Below are 15924 nucleotides of genomic sequence, written 5' to 3' on the forward strand. Positions count from 1 at the left end.
CAAACCCATTGCTTATAATGTAGAAAAGGAATTCAAACACGCTTTTGGAGTTGAAACTTATGAACCTGCTGAAAAAGTAGTTTTGGAGTTTTCCAAACAACAAGGGAATTACATTAAAACGTTTCCGTTGCACGAATCCCAACGAATAGTGGAAGAAACCGAAGATACCGTCGTACTAGAAATTTTCATTCACACCACCAATGATATTCTAATGGAACTGTTGAAATATGGTTCGGATGTAAAAGTACTTGCTCCTATTTCGCTACAAAACGAAATCAAAAATAGCATTGCGGAAATGGCTAATTTGTATCAATAAATGAAAAACTTTACAGCAATAGATTTTGAAACGGCAAGCGGATATAGAAACAATATTTTGCAAGTGATAAAAATGTCCTTGTTTTATAATTAAACAATTCGTAATAATAGATTGCCGTCAATTTCTAAAACTTGATTCAGTGCTTTCAAAAACGAAATACTTGGTTTTCTCTTGTGATGCATAATTTCAGAAAGTTTGGTATCTGTGGTATCAAGCAATTTTGCAATTTCTTTTTGCTTTAAATTTTTTTCAAACATTTTCATTGCAATTAATTCTTGAACCGTTTGGGGTGTTTCAATAATAAAATGAGCCTCTTCATAACGCTTTACTACTTGTGTAAATTGGTCAAGAGCTTCGGTTTCGCTTTCTGTTAAAAAATCAAAACCGCCTTTTATTGTTGCCGTAGCTAACAAATCGTTCATTTGTTTTTCGGCAAGCTCGAAATCATTTTTTGATAGTATCTTTTGCATTTCAAATTGTTTTACAGTCTATTTTATCATATTGTTTGTGCGTACCTACAAATCTTAAATACAGTGTTCTTTTGCTAAAATGAATCATCGCTACAATTCTATATTTGTTGCCAGAAACATTAAAAACAAATCGGTCATTTCCGATGCTATCCACACTATTATAGGATTCTTTTATACTATGAAAATCATTCCAATTACTCGACAATGCGGTCGTGTACCATCTCAATAATGGTTCTTTCGCCAATGGCTCAGCTTCATAGAACTGTATTAGTTTTGCTTTTGTAATGACAACCATAAAACAAAGTTAGTATAAATTATCGAAATCGAAAATAATTTATTAAAATCGAAATATAACATCGTAAATATGCGTCTATTTTTAATACAAAAAATTACTCTGCCACCTTTTGGCATATTTCACTACTTTCTTTGTGTTACATAAAAGCTAAAAACCACCTTTAAAATATAAAATGAAAAACTTTACAGCCATAGATTTTGAAACAGCAAGCGGCTATCGAAACAGTATTTGCCAAATTGGATTGGTTAGAGTTGAAAACGGAATCATTACCAAAGAAGTTAATCTATTAGTACAACCACCCGATAATTATTACTGGAGTCGCTTTACGGACATTCACGGAATTGCTGCACAAGACACTGCAAATGCTCCGACTTTCGCCCAAATTTGGCAACAAATTGCGCCTTATATCGAAAACCAAAATGTAATTGCACACAATGGTTTTGGCTTTGATTTTCCAGTTTTGAACAAGACCCTTTTGCATTACAGTTTATTGATTCCAGATTACACTAAATTTTGCACTTATAAGATTTATAGGTCTAATTTAGCTAACTTGTGCCAAGAATTTAACATACCGCTAAATCATCACGATGCGTTGAGCGATTCTAGGGCTTGTGAGGAGTTGTGGTTGAGGAGTTTAAAATGAAATTAAAAAATATGAACTAAAAATTTATGGATAAAATTAATAACCTATTGCAACAAGTTTCTATCATTCAGAAAAAATACGATGAAATTGCAACGATAACTGGGGAGAATTTTAATATTTTCTCAATTATGAGAGCAGAAAATGATGAAGTGCGAACTCATTCAAGGATAATTGCTGAGTTTTTGAATCCAAAGGGAATGCATAGGCAAGGAAGTGTTTTTCTAAAACTCTTTTTTGAAGAAATCAAATTTTTAGGAGCAGTTAAAGATGATTTTGAATTTGATAATGCTAAAGTTTTAGTGGAAGAATATTTAGGGATGATTGATAATGAATACTCTGAAGGTGGGTTTATTGATATTGTAATAAAGGATTCTAAAAACCAAATAGTTATTGAAAATAAAATATATGCAAAAGATCAAAAAGGGCAGCTATTAAGATACAAAAAAAACTATCCTAATTGTAAAATGATATACCTCACTTTGGAAGGTAATAGTCCTTCAGAGATGAGTTATATTGGGACAGCATCAAAATTAGAATTAGAAGAAATAATTTTAGTTTCATATAGAGATGAAATTAAAAATTGGATTGAGCAATGTCTTGAAAAAACATATTCGCTACCAATCATCAGAGAAACATTAATTCAATACGTTCATCTGATTAAAAAATTAACTAACCAAACAACAAATATAAAAATGGAAGAAGAAATTTTAGATAATATTTTAAATAACCCGAAAAATATACAAAGTGCTTTAACTATTGCCGGGATTGGTGCAGAGAAAGTAAAAATCGAAATTTGTAAAAAATTATTTAGTCAAATCCAAACCAAAATAGGGAACGACTTAATTACTAAAAATTATAATCCTGATACATATAAATTTGGAGAAGAAGGTTCTGGGATGTGGTTTTCAGAAAAAGAAGATTTTAAAATTGGTGTTTTGCTATGGTTTTCAGAAAATTACAATTTATTATTAGGCGTTGATGTTAATTCGAACTCGCAAGAAGAAATTGAAAGAATAAGAACAATTAATGGAAGTACAATAAATTGGGTTAAAACGATACCCTTTGCGGATAACTTTAATGACCTCGAATGGGAAGACATTTTGGAACATAAAAACATCAATGGAATTGTAGCCAAAATAAAGCACCTAATTGCAGAAGTCGAGTCATTTAAAACGGAATAAAAACAAAACTATAACAACTTCAAAAACGACACTCCCACCCGATTGTCGTTTTTTTTTACAAATCATTCCGCCACTTTTTGGTATTCCAGCTTTCTAACTTTGTCAAAAAAAAGATGAAACTTAACCGCAAAAGAGAAATCCGTTTTAGTAAAATTATTCAAAAAAAGAGCCATAACATTACTATTGAGGAGAAAATGGTTTTGTCAGAAAGAAACAAATATGTTAACACTGTTTTTGAATTTACGCCCGCAGTTTGTGAAAAATTATTGCTCTTGAACGAAAAACTCCTTGAACAAGAAAAAAGGATTTTTGGCTTGTATAATACTATTCAAAAACAATGCAAAGAATGGGTTTCTAGCAAATCTATAGACGATTATGAGATTGAAATAATCATAGAATGTTGGAACGACAACTACTACAAAAAGTTCGATCCTTCTATAGACGGAAACCCTTTCTTTGAAACCAGATCTAATTTTATAGGGGTTCAAGAAGCTGCAACCTACACAGAACTTGATTTTAACGACAGAATCCGCCTAAAAGCAATAATGCCCAAAATGAAACACTGTTACAGTTTTCATCATTTGTATGACCACACCGATTTGACTTGGTTTGATTTATGCAATATCGATAGTGTTTGGGTAGAAGTAAGAGTTACATACCAGCATTTTACAGCAATAAAATAATTTTAAACTTTAGCCAAAATTTCCTGTCGAATCCACCATTCAATTAAGCTGATTGTCTTTGTGGTTAACGGAATTCCAAATCTACTGGCTGATTTTAAAAGGGCTTCGTTTCCTGTTTTTATGAATTTGAAATCAAAAAAATGAGATTGATATTTGCAATTGATAGCTACGACAATAACAAGAGTTAGTTTGCCTTGTTGCAGTTTCTTTATTACAGCATCATCTTCACTTTTGATTTGAGAAAAAAGCACATTGATTTGTTTGCTATCAACCACTTCAACACTTTTTAAAAACAAAATGACTTTTGCAATTTTGAAACGTAATTGGAATTTAAAACTTTGTTTTTGAACATTGATTTTCCTCATTTTTGAATTTTTATACAAAGATAAGCTGGCGAACTGCCAATATATGACGAACTAAAATATATTCTGAAAATAAGATCGTTCACTCCGCCACCTTTTGGCTTACCCTCCCATTAACTTCGTCCTTTGGAAAAGCCGAAAACCATTATAGAGTAGGCAAAATTAAAAAATTAACAATTATGGAATTTATTTATTCAAGACTTGACAATTGCATTTTATTAGACCATTTAAAAAATGAAGAAATAAGCAAAACATTAGCTTATATGGTTGATTTCAAAGAACACGACAATCTTGTAGTTGTTCCGAAACCGCATTGTATCGAAATTTCAAATGCTGAAATTTGTATTGCAGTTGTTTTTTATGTGGGTTTTGAAAAAGAAGATTATGAAGTCCTAAAAACAAGAAACAATTTTCACATTGTTGTTTTTGAATCTGTTATGTTAAGTATGTGTGAATTTGAAAAAATACCATTAAAATTTATCGATTACACGGCTTTATTTTTTATGTCATTGGCAAGAACCGAAGACAAAAAAATTAGAGATTTTTTAACTCTTAAAAATTTAAGAGGAAACAATACTGTTTATCATTTAGATAAATAATAATTTTTAACCGCCACACTCTGGCACACAACGCTTCGTACTTCGTACTATGGGAAAGCCGAAACCCAACAACAGTAGGCAAACTAAAAACAAATAGCATTATGGCACAAATGATTGTAAAGGGAAAAGAAATGATTCGCATTAATCCCACAACAAAAACAAAAATTGAATATTCCACAAATGATGGAAGAAGTTGGATGGCTCGTTCTACTACGGCATCGTATGGAGATTTTTCAGACTTGACCGATAATAGCAAAGAAATTCTGGGAATGACTTCAAAGGGATTGTATTATTCCACCAATGAAGGCAGAAGCTGGATGAAAAGAAGTTAAAATGAAGCGGTCTGAGTACCGCTTTTTTTTATATTTACATCACAACAAAACATTTTCGAAAAGATCAAACCACCAAACCCAATTTCCCAAACAATGAACACCGGAGAAATACTAATCTATAAAACCCAAGAAGGCAAAGTAAAACTTAGCGTTACCTACAAAGATGATAATTTTTGGCTTTCGCAAAAACTAATTGCACAACTATTTGGAGTCGAAATACCCGCAATTAGTAAGCATTTAAAAAATATTTTTGAATCGGGCGAACTCGATGAAAATGCAGTTGTTTCCAAAATGGAAACAACTGCATCTGATAATAAAAACTACTTAACTACTTTTTACAACCTCGATGCCATTATTGCCGTTGGATATAGAGTGAATTCCAAGCAAGCCACTCAATTACGCATTTGGGCGACACAAACCCTAAAAGAATTTATCATCAAAGGATTTGTCTTAAATGATGAAATGCTCAAAAATGGCAAACCTTTTGGTAAAGATTATTTCGACGAATTGCTGGAACGTATTAGAGAGATTCGCTCCAGCGAACGCAAACTGTATCAAAAACTAGGTGATATCTTTCAACAATGCAGTGCCGATTATAGTAAAGATTCCGAAGCTGCAAAACTGTTTTATAAAATGGTACAAAACAAGTTGCATTTTGCCATTACGGGTCAAACTGCCGCCGAATTAGTCTATAATAGAGTAGATAAAGAGAAAAATTTTATGGGACTCACCACTTGGAAAAATGCTCCCGAAGGTAAAATTTTGAAAAGTGATGTTACAATAGCCAAAAATTATACCGATTATGTTTTCAATATAGTCCAATAAATTGTCCTATTTTCAAACTATATCGGCATTATACCAGAAATATATCTGACTACATTATCTTTTCGTTTGGTATTATTTGCAGGAAAACGAAATTGGCGATTTAAATTTATTGGTAAGTGCCTATTTAGATTTGGCTGAATTTCAAGCAAGAAGAAATCAACTAATGAATATGAACGACTGGCTGGAGCGTACCAATAAGTTTTTACAAAGCAATAGTCTAGATGTTTTGCCCAATACAGGGAGTGTTTCGCAGGAAAAAGCCGTAGAAAAAGCACATTCTGAATACGAACAATTCCGAATAGAACAGGATAAAAAATACCTTTCCGATTTAGATAATGAAATTTCAAAATTAAAGCCATAAAAGACAAGTGTTTTCTGTTTTATTACCAATAAAAATTAATGCTAATTTCTTATAAAGCTATAGCTAAATCAGTAATAGAAAAAATTGTTTTTAGCATCAAACTGAACTTTAAACGAATCCTCTCTTTTTGCGATAATGAAAAATAGAGTAGCAAAACAACAAAATCAGTAGGATTTTAAGATAATAATGTTAACCAAGTAAGGTGATGATTAGCCTGGAGTTTAATCGTGATTACATGTTTTTAAGAAGCTCTTGATTCATTTCAAGGGCTTTTTGTTTAAAAATTTACAAAATTCAATTCAATAAGTTTGTTTACAAACATTTTGTTATAATTTGTTAGTTTTTAATTATTTCTTGTTTGAACCAATAAAGAGTAATAAATTTGCTAAAAAATGTATCACAATGCAAGCAAAAGATTTAGTACAATTAGCAGAACAATTCGGTAGTCCATTATACGTATATGATGCGGCAAAAATCCAATCTCAATACCAACGGTTAACAAAAGCATTTTCGAAGGTAGAAAAATTGCGTATCAATTATGCAATGAAAGCCTTATCAAACATTGCCATTCTTGAATTATTAAGAGATATGGGGGCTTGTTTGGATGCAGTTTCAATTCAAGAAGTACAACTAGGGCTTCACGCAGGATATGCTCCAGATCAGATATTTTTTACTCCAAATGGTGTTTCTTTAGAAGAAATCGAAGAGGTATCCGCTATGGGAGTTCAAATCAACATTGATAACTTATCGATTTTGGAACAATTTGGCACAAAATATCCAACCGTTCCGGTTTGTATCCGTATCAATCCACATGTGATGGCTGGCGGAAACTCTAATATTTCTGTCGGTCATATTGATAGTAAATTTGGAATTTCTGTGCATCAATTGCCTCATTTGTTGCGAATTGTTGAAAATACCAAAATGCATATCGTAGGAATTCATATGCACACGGGTTCAGATATTTTAGACATCGAAGTGTTTTTATATGCAGCCGAAATCTTATTCGATGCAGCAAAAAACTTTAACGACCTTGAATTCCTTGACTTTGGAAGCGGATTCAAAGTGCCTTACAAAAAAGACGATATCGAAACTGATATTGAAGAATTAGGGAAAAAATTATCTAAAAGATTCAATTCTTTCTGTGCCGAATACGGAAAAGATTTAACCTTAATATTCGAACCTGGGAAATTCCTTGTAAGCGAAGCAGGTTATTTCTTGGCTAAAGTAAATGTTGTAAAACAAACCACTTCAACAGTATTTGCTGGAATTGACAGCGGTTTCAATCATTTGATTCGTCCTATGTTTTACGGTTCACAACACCATATCGAGAACATTTCGCACCCAAAAGGAAAAGAACGTTTCTACTCTGTTGTAGGCTATATTTGTGAAACAGATACTTTTGCAAACAACCGTAGAATTGCAGAAATTAATGAAGGTGACATATTAAGTTTTAGAAATGCTGGAGCCTATTGTTTCTCAATGGCATCCAATTACAATTCGAGATACAAACCTGCTGAAGTTTTATGGCTCAACGGTCAAGGAATCTTAATTAGAGCTCGTGAAACCTTCGAAGATTTACTCAAAAATCAAATTCCATTGCCGGTTGAAACGGCAGTAGTTTAATAAATTTAGAATCCCATTTCAACGAAAAATAAAATGGGATTTTTTTTGAGGATTTGTGATATTTTTTAAATCAAAATCTATTTTTCTCCCAAAATCTCCGTCAAAACCTTGCCCTCTGTACCGTTTGGCATCTCCAATTTGAGTTTAAGTGCTAAAGTTGGTGCAATTTCAGTTATTTCTTTTTTATCGAAACTTTCTCCGGCTTTTATTTTCCAACCATAAAAAAGCAGAGGAGCGTGCGTGTCATAAGCATAAGGCGTTCCGTGAGAAGTTCCCACTGATCCGTACTCGATATAGCCAGGTTTGTCAAGCACGACCAAATCTCCGTTTTGGGAAACATCATATCCCTTATTTATAAAATTCAAATAATAATCATTTCCTGTCGAAGCCAAAACCTCTTCTTCGGTATAGACTCTTTTCACTTGCTCCTGAGTCATCAAATAATCCTTGAAAGTTTGTTTTACTTTGGCTAATTCCAAACCTTTAGATTTGATTAGATCCTTGTTAAAATAAACATTAAAATTTGAATATTCTACAACTAGATTTTCGCCAAAAGTTGCTGTAGAAAACTCTTTAAGCCCTTTAGAAATATCTTTTCCTGGAACATTTTTCACATTGTATTTATGATCTTTTAAATGAGTAGCGTTTTCAGCACAAGCATGATCTGCGGTCAGAAAAAGCAAATAATTATCTTTACCCACCGTCTTGTCTAAATAATCCAAGAAATCAGCAATAGTAATGTCTAATCGCAAATACGTATCTTGCAATTCCATTGATCTTGGCCCTAAAATATGACCCACATAATCGGTCGAAGAAAAACTAACCGTCAAAAAATCGGTGATATTGTCTTTTCCTAATTCTTCTTTTTCGATGGCTTTTTTAGCAAAATCAGCCAATAAATTATTTCCAAAAGGAGTCGAACGCATTACTTCGGCTCCGTGTTTATCATACATTTCTTTTATATTGTATGGGAAAATAGGTTTTTCACTATCGTACAATTTGCCCTCATACGGATTGTCGTCTGGCATACTTTCGTTATAGTCGGCAGCTGGTTTCAATAAGTCCCAACCTTTATTGATATAGGTCATATAGTTTTTCTCCCTATTGAATTGAGTTACCCAATCTGGTAATGTTTCACCATAGAATGTGCTCGAAATAAACGAGCCAGTTCCACTGTACCAAAAAGCCCAATTCGCAAAATGTCCCGCTGGTAAAATAGCACCACGATCTTTCAAACTCATCCCAATAACTTTTCCTTGGAAATTAGTTCCCAATCGTAATTCGTCAGTAATGGTAGTACTTAAGAGGTTTTTTGGAGACATTGCTCCTTCTTTAGCCGTTCCATCTCCGAGCGTTTTTACCGAAGCATCATCAGTGCAATACATTGATTTTCCTAACTTTCGACTAAACCAATCATTTCCAACTATTCCATTGACTGATGGAGTTGCGCCAGTATAAATAGAAGCGTGACCAGGAGCAGTATAGGTTGGCATATAATTGAAATTGGCGTTGTGAAAAACAAATCCTTTTTCCATCAAACGCTTGAAACCATTGGGAGAAAAATCGTCCGAAAAACGATATAAATATTCCATTTTCATTTGATCGACAACTACTCCAACTACTAATTTTGGGCGTTGTTGCGCTTGAACATTTAAAATTACAACAAAGGAACACAACAAAAATAACTTTTTCATATCGATAAATTTTATAAGAACAAAAATACGGATTCACATTTTAGAAATTTGAATGACAGAGAAATTTTGAAGAAAAATTAATTAAAATTTAACCGTATCTGAACCCTATTATTACAAAAAAATTAAACCACGTAGATTTTGCATTTATCTTCAACTAGAAAAAGTAGTTCATTTTTAAAAAGACGCATTGCTTAACATAGAGTTCATAGCTATGAGTAAATAAAATGCCTATGAACAACTTTTCAAATTATTTTTTTTCTGAATCTATGTGGTTCAAAAATAATTTATTAAACTCTGTTGTAACTTTTACTTTAAATTGAAGATATTGTAGAGTATCATTCTATCTTCATAATTGATGTAAAGTTGTTTGCGATTGTCTTGCTTTTTCCGGGTAATTATAGAAAGTGTACAATCTTCGCCATTGTTGTCTTTACAAGTAAATGAATAAACACTATCGGTTTCGTTTTCTTCTAAAGGGATATAATCAACAATTTCGAACAATTGAATAATCTCGGAATACACCACAATTCGGCTTTTGTCAGTGTCTAGTTTTACAAAAATATTGACTAATTTTAAATCAGACCATTTTCCCCACTTCCCTTTTTGGTCTTTTTGCATAACGCTCAAACCGGAAGTTTTGAATTTATATATTTGGCCATAAGATTGGTTCATTGCCAATGTGAAGAATGCAAAAATCGCAATTAATTTTATTTTAGTCATTTGTTCTAAAATTGTAACTGTTCAAAAGTACTAAAATTTGGAACTAGAAATCGAATTTCTCAACTTCTTTTCTAGCATAATTATAATCGGCAATCATTTCCTTAATAATTAGGTCAACTGGCTTTATCGTATGAATTAATCCTGCAATTTGGCCAATTTCGAGTTCGCCTTCATTCAAATCTCCTTCAAACATTCCTCGCTTAGCTCTTGAATTCCCCAAAAGTTCCGACAATTCTTCTTTCGTTGGACATTTGGCATACAAATCCTGAACGTCCTGGTAAAATTTATTTTTAATTAAACGAACAGGAGCTAATTCTTTTAAGGTAAGTTGCGTCTCACCTTCTTTGGTTTCCAGAATTTTAATTTTAAAATTTTCGTGAGCCGAAGATTCAACAGAAGCGGCAAAACGACTACCTATTTGGACTCCATCAGCACCAAGAATCATTGCTGCAAGCATTCCACGACCGTTTGCAATTCCGCCAGCAGCAATTAACGGAATTCGTATTTTTTATTTCACCATCGGAATCAAAGTAAAAGTGGTAGTTTCTTCTCTTCCGTTGTGTCCGCCAGCTTCAAATCCTTCGGCAACAATGGCGTCCACTCCAGCATCTTGCGATTTCAATGCAAAAGCAGAACTGCTGACGACGTGAACTACGGTTATTCCTTTTTCCTTCAAAAAAGACGTCCAAGTTTTAGGATTTCCTGCCGATGTAAAAACGATTTTCACTCCTTCTTCGACAATAATATTGATAATTTCCTCAATGTTGGGATACAACATCGGGACATTTACTCCAAAAGGTTTGTCTGTGGCTTTTTTGCATTTTTGAATGTGTTGTCGCAGCACTTCTGGATACATCGAGCCTGCACCAATCAATCCCAAACCACCAGCATTACTGACTGCACTAGCTAATTTGTAACCCGAATTCCAAATCATTCCTCCTTGAATAACTGGATATTTGATATTGAAAAGTTGGGTTATTTTGTTCATTGAATTATCAAATTACTGTTTGATAATTTTTCCACTTTTAAAAAAATCATTCGATTCTATTTTATAAAAATAAATACCACTATTCAAGGATTTTAAGGAAATAGAAGGAGCTTGCTTAGATATAGTTTTCTCCAAAACTTTTTGTCCCAATACATTATAAATGGCAATTGCTTTGGAATCAAATCCTACTGGTAAAGTAACAGTAATAGAGTCGTAAGTTGGATTTGGATAAACCATAAAATCAGTTTTCGAAAAAGGTGTAACGGACAATCCATTGGACAAAGCCAAACTAAAATCAGGAATTCCATAACCGTATTGTGGTCTCGATTTAATTATTGGATTAAAATTATCTGAAGATTGCAAAATTAATTGCTTGATTTGCTGTGCATTTTTTCCGGGCAAAGCTTGCCACAAACAAGCCACCATTCCTGCTAAAATAGGACAAGAATACGAAGTTCCGCTACCGCCATTATTAATCGTTCCACCAGAAAAAACATAAGGATTTTCTCCCTGAGCGGTAACATCTGGTTTTACACGACCGTCAAAACTAGGCCCAATTGAACTGAACCAAGCATAGTTTTCATCAGCTTTTACAGCTCCAACCGCTATTACATTTGTAGCTTCGGCTGGAATGCCGATGTGCGGTTCAGCATTAGCACCTTCATTTCCAGCACTTGCCAAAACTACGATTCCTTTTTCAAATGCAATATTTGCTCCTCTTGAAGCAAAAGCCGCATTTCCAGTCATATCCGTATAAGTATGACTGTAAGTTTCGTCTTCATAACCAAAATACCCCAAAGACGAAATGATGACATCAACTCCTACTCTATCGGCTGCTTCGGCTGCTTCGACCCAATTCGATTCTTCGACAGGATTTTCTGAGGCTCCATCCTCGGTTATGTATAAATAATACTGAGCATCGGGAGCGGTTCCTATCAATTGATCATCGACAAAACCTCCCATAAGGGAAAGTACAGCCGTTCCGTGTGAATCGCCAGAATAAAAATTATTGCTTTTTTTAACATAATCGTATCCGCCAAGTATTGAACCATTTGTAATTAATCGTTGAAAGGGTCGTGCCGTATTTACTCCAGGAAAACCTCCATCTAAAACTGCAATTATTTTCCCCGAACCGGTATAATCCATTTGATGCAATAAATGTCCATTCAACATTTGAATTTGATTTGAGGAATTACCATAATTGAATGTAATGGCAGTTTCCATCGTTTTATTTATTGGTTTGAATTTTAGTTTTGCTTTGGTTTTGTTAGGAGAACTATTCAAAGTTTTATCTGCAAAATCGATTTTACTAACAAAAGATAATAATTTTAAAGCATTAATGTCAACTTGCGATCCCCGAATGTGAAGGCAATTCAACCATTTAGATTTTGCTTTTACAATAATTCCAATTGAATTAGTTACCGCAGTAATATAAGCTTGAAAAATTGGAACATCTTTGATATCAAGTGGGATTCCTTGAGCAGTTCGTCTGTCCAAAGCTCTTTGCGAAAGCATCGTTAATGGATTATCAAAATACGTTTGAAAGTCTGGTTTGTCTTTAAAAGATACCCAAGCATCTTCTTGCGAAAAGCCAACAAAACTCGAAACTAAAAACAGGAAAACAACTATTTTTCTCATATAAAATTTGGAATTAAAATACGAATCTAAGCAATAACACCTGAACCAACTAATTCATCATCTAAATACCAAGCAACGAATTGGCCTTCGGTTATAGCGGATTGTGGTTCTTCGAAAGACACGTACATTCCGTTTTCGAATTGGTGTAAAATCGCTTTTTGCAAAGGTTGACGGTAGCGAATTCGTGCCATTACTCCCATCGTTTCTCCATTGGCTAAAGCCAAATCAGTTCGAATCCAATGTACTTCGGATTTTTCGATAAACAACGCTTTCTTAAACAATCCCGGATGTTGACTCGTCAAACCTGTGTAAATTGAATTGGTTTCTACATTGGTAGCAATGATGAATAAAGGATCGGTTGTTCCGCCAACATTAAGTCCTTTTCGTTGTCCAATAGTAAAATAATGGGCACCTTGATGTTTGCCCACCACTTTCCCTATTTCGGGAGTGTAGTTTATTTTTTTGGCATCGAAAGCGAGTTCTTCTTCAATAGAAAAATTGTAGTCTTTTTCTAAAGTATAAACAGGATTATTTTTGTCGATTTGGTAAATCAATCCATCTTTGGGTTGTAATTTTTGTTGCAAAAATTCCGGCAATCTTACTTTTCCGATGAAACACAATCCTTGAGAATCTTTCTTTTCGGCGGTAACTAAATCCAATTCAAGCGCAATTTCTCGCACTTCGGGTTTTGTTAATTCACCAATTGGAAACAAAGATTTCGCCAATTGTTCCTGAGATAATTGACAAAGAAAATACGATTGGTCTTTATTCGTATCGGCTCCAGCCAAAAGTTGGTACACTTTTTCGCCGTTAACTTCAATTTCACCTTTTCGGCAATAATGACCTGTTGCTACAAAATCGGCACCAAGACTTAAAGCGATTTTCATAAAAACATCAAATTTTATTTCGCGATTGCAAAGCACATCGGGGTTTGGAGTTCGCCCTTTTTCGTATTCGTTGAACATATAGTCCACGATTTTCTCTTTGTATTCTTCGCTTAAATCAACGGTTTGGAAAGGAATTCCTAGTTTTTCGGCAACCAATAAAGCATCGTTGCTGTCTTCTAGCCACGGACAATCGTTAGAAATCGTAACCGAGTCATCGTGCCAATTTTTCATAAAAAGCCCTATGACTTCATAGCCTTGCTGCTGCAACAAATAAGCCGCAACACTTGAATCTACGCCACCTGAAAGCCCAACAACTACACGTTTCATTTTGAAATAATTATAATTTTATAAGGCCGCAAAGTTACGAAGATTTACTGAAGGATTGGACTATACAAAAACTTAATTGGTTTTGGTTTTTGACTTGCTTTGAAGAAAATTCATATTGACTTCTTTTACCAATTTCCCTTTCTCGAAAAACTGCCAAATTCCAGCTTTTTTCCCATTGATGAATTTTCCTTTTGAAACTACATTCCCGTCATCAGGATCTCTGAAAATAGCCAATCCATCAAATTGATTGTTCGTGTAATTAGATTCTTCTATGATGATTCCATTTTCGGTATATCGTTTGTAAAATCCGCTTTTCTGGTTGTTTTTATAGTTCATTTCTTCGACAATCTTTCCGCTGGGATAAAAAACAGAACGAAGGCCTTCTAAATTTCCTTTGCTATAATTTTCGATTGTCATTACCGTTTTTGAGGCTTTGTGATAGTACTTCCATTGACCTTCGTATAATTTATTGACCACTTTACCTTCGCTTACTTTATTTTTTAATTGATCATAAAAAATCGTGTACGAGGAATTGTCTTTGGGATTGAATTCCCGAGTTGCAATGATAATTTTGGTTTTAGTATTATCATAGAAATTAAAAATGCCCACTTCTTTTCCGTGGTTGAATGTTCCTTCGTATTTTGGGTTTTTAGTGTCCATATAAAAACCTTTCCAAAGTCCGTTTTTGTTGCCTTTATCGTCCAATTTGTTGTAAAGATTCTGTGCGTGAATACCATAAAAATTTAAACAAATCAAAATCCAAAAACTATTTTTGTACAATGTTTTCATAGAGGTAATTTCGTAATTTACTTTGAGTTAATACTAATTCGATTTACATTGAAGTGATTTAAAAAATGATTTTTTACAACAAATCGTAAATTAATTGCTTTTATAAATGTTTTTATAGTTTCGGGTGATAAAATCAAAGGCGGAATGGAGTACATTTCCCATAGATTTCGCCCTCTTAAAATTGATGTCATGAGTTAAACGGTATAATTCTAACTTTAATTGTTCAATATGATTATCAGGAGCAATAGTATCATTTCCCATAATATGCAATAATTTATTAACTCGGGTTTCACTACTAAAAATTCGTTTGGCCAAAGCGGCTCTTTCCTCATTTTTATACTGTTCAATAGAACTATTTTCCAATTTGTCTTTAACCAATTTTACCATTGGATAATTCTCTTTAAAAAACTGTGGCCGATACACTTTTAGATTTCCCTCGTAACATTGTTGGTCAAAATCTATGGGACGAATTTTGTAAACCACTTGATCAAAATCGTGAATGGGTACAATAACATAGTTGTAAGCCCTCATATCTCCTAACAGCCGGATCATGCAACGCTCATTGAATTTAACAAACTCCTTTGCAATTTGCGCTTTTTCGACCTCAGAACAGTCTTTTAAAAGCGTCTCCATAAAAACATCGCCGGGAATACCCATAATATGCCCTTCGATTAAAGTGTCTTTATAAACCAAAAAATCAATTTTGTCTGGCGAAAGTATATGTTCTAATTCTAATCCATACACTCGAGAAGCATCGGCTTTTTTGACATAAAAATAGGTATAATTGTCGTTGAGAATATTTCTGACTTTAACTCGGAAGGGTTTTGAGTTTCCAAAAGTGCAATAGTCAATGGCGTCAACATTCAAAAATTTTATGATATCTGTATTTCCATCGGAATGAAGATACGAGTAAATTTTTTTTAGATTCAAATCAATTTCAGATCTCTCAGCCTCACTATAATATACCCGAATCCACAAAGTATCAACATCTTTTTTATCAAAAACATTTATAGAACCCGAGAACCGCAACAAATCATCATAATATATTGAAACTTTTGACACCCGATCAAATCGCTCCAAATAGTCTAAAAAAGGAGAGATTATAGGGTAAGAAGGTTTCTTGAAAACCATTAATTGCTCTTGATCCATTTTGAAATAATTTTAAACAAAATTACACTATTATCGCAAGTT

At 33.5% G+C, this 15924-nt stretch carries 17 protein-coding genes and 2 pseudogenes; 9 read left to right on the plus strand and 10 right to left on the minus strand.

The annotated features are described in order from the left end of the window. The coding region (locus RMO83_RS16470) for a WYL domain-containing protein (RefSeq protein ID WP_310560793.1) at positions 1-316 on the plus strand (316 nt) is incomplete at its 5' end. A gap of 89 nt (positions 317-405) precedes the next feature. On the opposite strand, the gene RMO83_RS16475 is transcribed toward RMO83_RS16470, so the two are convergent. Together RMO83_RS16475 and RMO83_RS16480 are read right to left on the minus strand one after the other, a co-directional pair. Continuing rightward, positions 406-786 carry a helix-turn-helix domain-containing protein gene (locus RMO83_RS16475; protein ID WP_310560794.1) on the minus strand — a complete coding sequence of 127 codons (381 nt, stop codon included), beginning with the start codon at positions 784-786 and terminating at the stop codon, positions 406-408. A gap of 1 nt (position 787) precedes the next feature. Then, positions 788-1081 carry a type II toxin-antitoxin system HigB family toxin gene (locus RMO83_RS16480; RefSeq protein WP_310560795.1) on the minus strand — a complete coding sequence of 98 codons (294 nt, stop codon included), beginning with the start codon at positions 1079-1081 and terminating at the stop codon, positions 788-790. Between the two features lie 172 nt (positions 1082-1253). Between RMO83_RS16480 and RMO83_RS16485 the strand changes: the two genes are divergently transcribed. The 3 genes from RMO83_RS16485 (at position 1254) to RMO83_RS16495 (ending at position 3588) form a co-directional block, all read left to right on the plus strand. Beyond that, a complete protein-coding gene (locus RMO83_RS16485; protein ID WP_310560796.1) occupies positions 1254-1724 on the plus strand; it encodes a 3'-5' exonuclease in 471 nt (156 codons plus the stop codon). Between the two features lie 26 nt (positions 1725-1750). Further along, positions 1751-2905 carry a PD-(D/E)XK nuclease family protein gene (locus RMO83_RS16490; protein ID WP_310560797.1) on the plus strand — a complete coding sequence of 385 codons (1155 nt, stop codon included), beginning with the start codon at positions 1751-1753 and terminating at the stop codon, positions 2903-2905. A 113-nt stretch (positions 2906-3018) separates the two neighbouring features. Further along, the gene (locus tag RMO83_RS16495) at positions 3019-3588 is read left to right on the plus strand and encodes a hypothetical protein (RefSeq protein ID WP_310560798.1); all 570 of its coding nucleotides are present in this window, start codon (positions 3019-3021) and stop codon (positions 3586-3588) included. Positions 3589-3590: 2 nt separating this feature from the next. Here RMO83_RS16495 and RMO83_RS16500 read toward each other — a convergent pair whose 3' ends face one another. Continuing rightward, positions 3591-3953 carry a hypothetical protein gene (locus tag RMO83_RS16500; protein WP_310560799.1) on the minus strand — a complete coding sequence of 121 codons (363 nt, stop codon included), beginning with the start codon at positions 3951-3953 and terminating at the stop codon, positions 3591-3593. A 176-nt stretch (positions 3954-4129) separates the two neighbouring features. Here RMO83_RS16500 and RMO83_RS16505 point away from each other — a divergent pair, with 176 nt between their 5' ends. The 5 genes and pseudogenes from RMO83_RS16505 to lysA all read left to right on the plus strand — a co-directional run bounded on the left by RMO83_RS16505 (position 4130) and on the right by lysA (position 7690). Continuing rightward, positions 4130-4549 carry a hypothetical protein gene (locus tag RMO83_RS16505; RefSeq protein ID WP_310560800.1) on the plus strand — a complete coding sequence of 140 codons (420 nt, stop codon included), beginning with the start codon at positions 4130-4132 and terminating at the stop codon, positions 4547-4549. A gap of 101 nt (positions 4550-4650) precedes the next feature. After that, a complete protein-coding gene (locus tag RMO83_RS16510; RefSeq protein WP_310560801.1) occupies positions 4651-4881 on the plus strand; it encodes a hypothetical protein in 231 nt (76 codons plus the stop codon). A gap of 93 nt (positions 4882-4974) precedes the next feature. Then, positions 4975-5676: pseudogene (gene rhuM, locus RMO83_RS16515) on the plus strand (RhuM family protein); the annotation flags it as partial. 106 nt (positions 5677-5782) lie between these two features. After that, positions 5783-6067, plus strand: a complete 285-nt coding sequence (gene rhuM, locus RMO83_RS16520; protein WP_310560803.1) for a RhuM family protein — start codon at positions 5783-5785, stop codon at positions 6065-6067. Between the two features lie 402 nt (positions 6068-6469). Then, entirely contained in the window at positions 6470-7690 is a 1221-nt protein-coding gene (lysA, locus tag RMO83_RS16525) for a diaminopimelate decarboxylase (protein ID WP_310560804.1), read from the plus strand. Positions 7691-7767: 77 nt separating this feature from the next. On the opposite strand, the gene pafA is transcribed toward lysA, so the two are convergent. The 7 genes and pseudogenes from pafA to RMO83_RS16560 form a co-directional block, all read right to left on the minus strand. After that, a complete protein-coding gene (gene pafA / locus RMO83_RS16530; RefSeq protein WP_310560805.1) occupies positions 7768-9384 on the minus strand; it encodes an alkaline phosphatase PafA in 1617 nt (538 codons plus the stop codon). A gap of 306 nt (positions 9385-9690) precedes the next feature. Beyond that, positions 9691-10104: a hypothetical protein gene (locus RMO83_RS16535; RefSeq protein WP_310560806.1), complete on the minus strand. Its 414-nt coding sequence runs from the start codon at positions 10102-10104 to the stop codon at positions 9691-9693. A 43-nt stretch (positions 10105-10147) separates the two neighbouring features. Beyond that, a pseudogene (locus RMO83_RS16540) lies at positions 10148-11092 on the minus strand (NAD(P)H-dependent flavin oxidoreductase). A gap of 12 nt (positions 11093-11104) precedes the next feature. Then, the gene (locus RMO83_RS16545) at positions 11105-12730 is read right to left on the minus strand and encodes a S8 family serine peptidase (protein WP_310560807.1); all 1626 of its coding nucleotides are present in this window, start codon (positions 12728-12730) and stop codon (positions 11105-11107) included. Positions 12731-12756: 26 nt separating this feature from the next. Then, positions 12757-13944 (minus strand): tRNA 2-thiouridine(34) synthase MnmA, encoded by a 1188-nt coding sequence (mnmA, locus tag RMO83_RS16550; RefSeq protein ID WP_310560808.1) that lies wholly within the window; start codon positions 13942-13944, stop codon positions 12757-12759. 72 nt (positions 13945-14016) lie between these two features. After that, entirely contained in the window at positions 14017-14733 is a 717-nt protein-coding gene (locus RMO83_RS16555) for a hypothetical protein (protein ID WP_310560809.1), read from the minus strand. A gap of 90 nt (positions 14734-14823) precedes the next feature. Beyond that, positions 14824-15882 (minus strand): hypothetical protein, encoded by a 1059-nt coding sequence (locus RMO83_RS16560; RefSeq protein ID WP_310560810.1) that lies wholly within the window; start codon positions 15880-15882, stop codon positions 14824-14826. Between the last annotated feature and the right edge of the window lie 42 nt (positions 15883-15924).

Origin of the sequence: Flavobacterium sp., assembly GCF_031423415.1 — a bacterium.
GTDB lineage: Bacteria > Bacteroidota > Bacteroidia > Flavobacteriales > Flavobacteriaceae > Flavobacterium.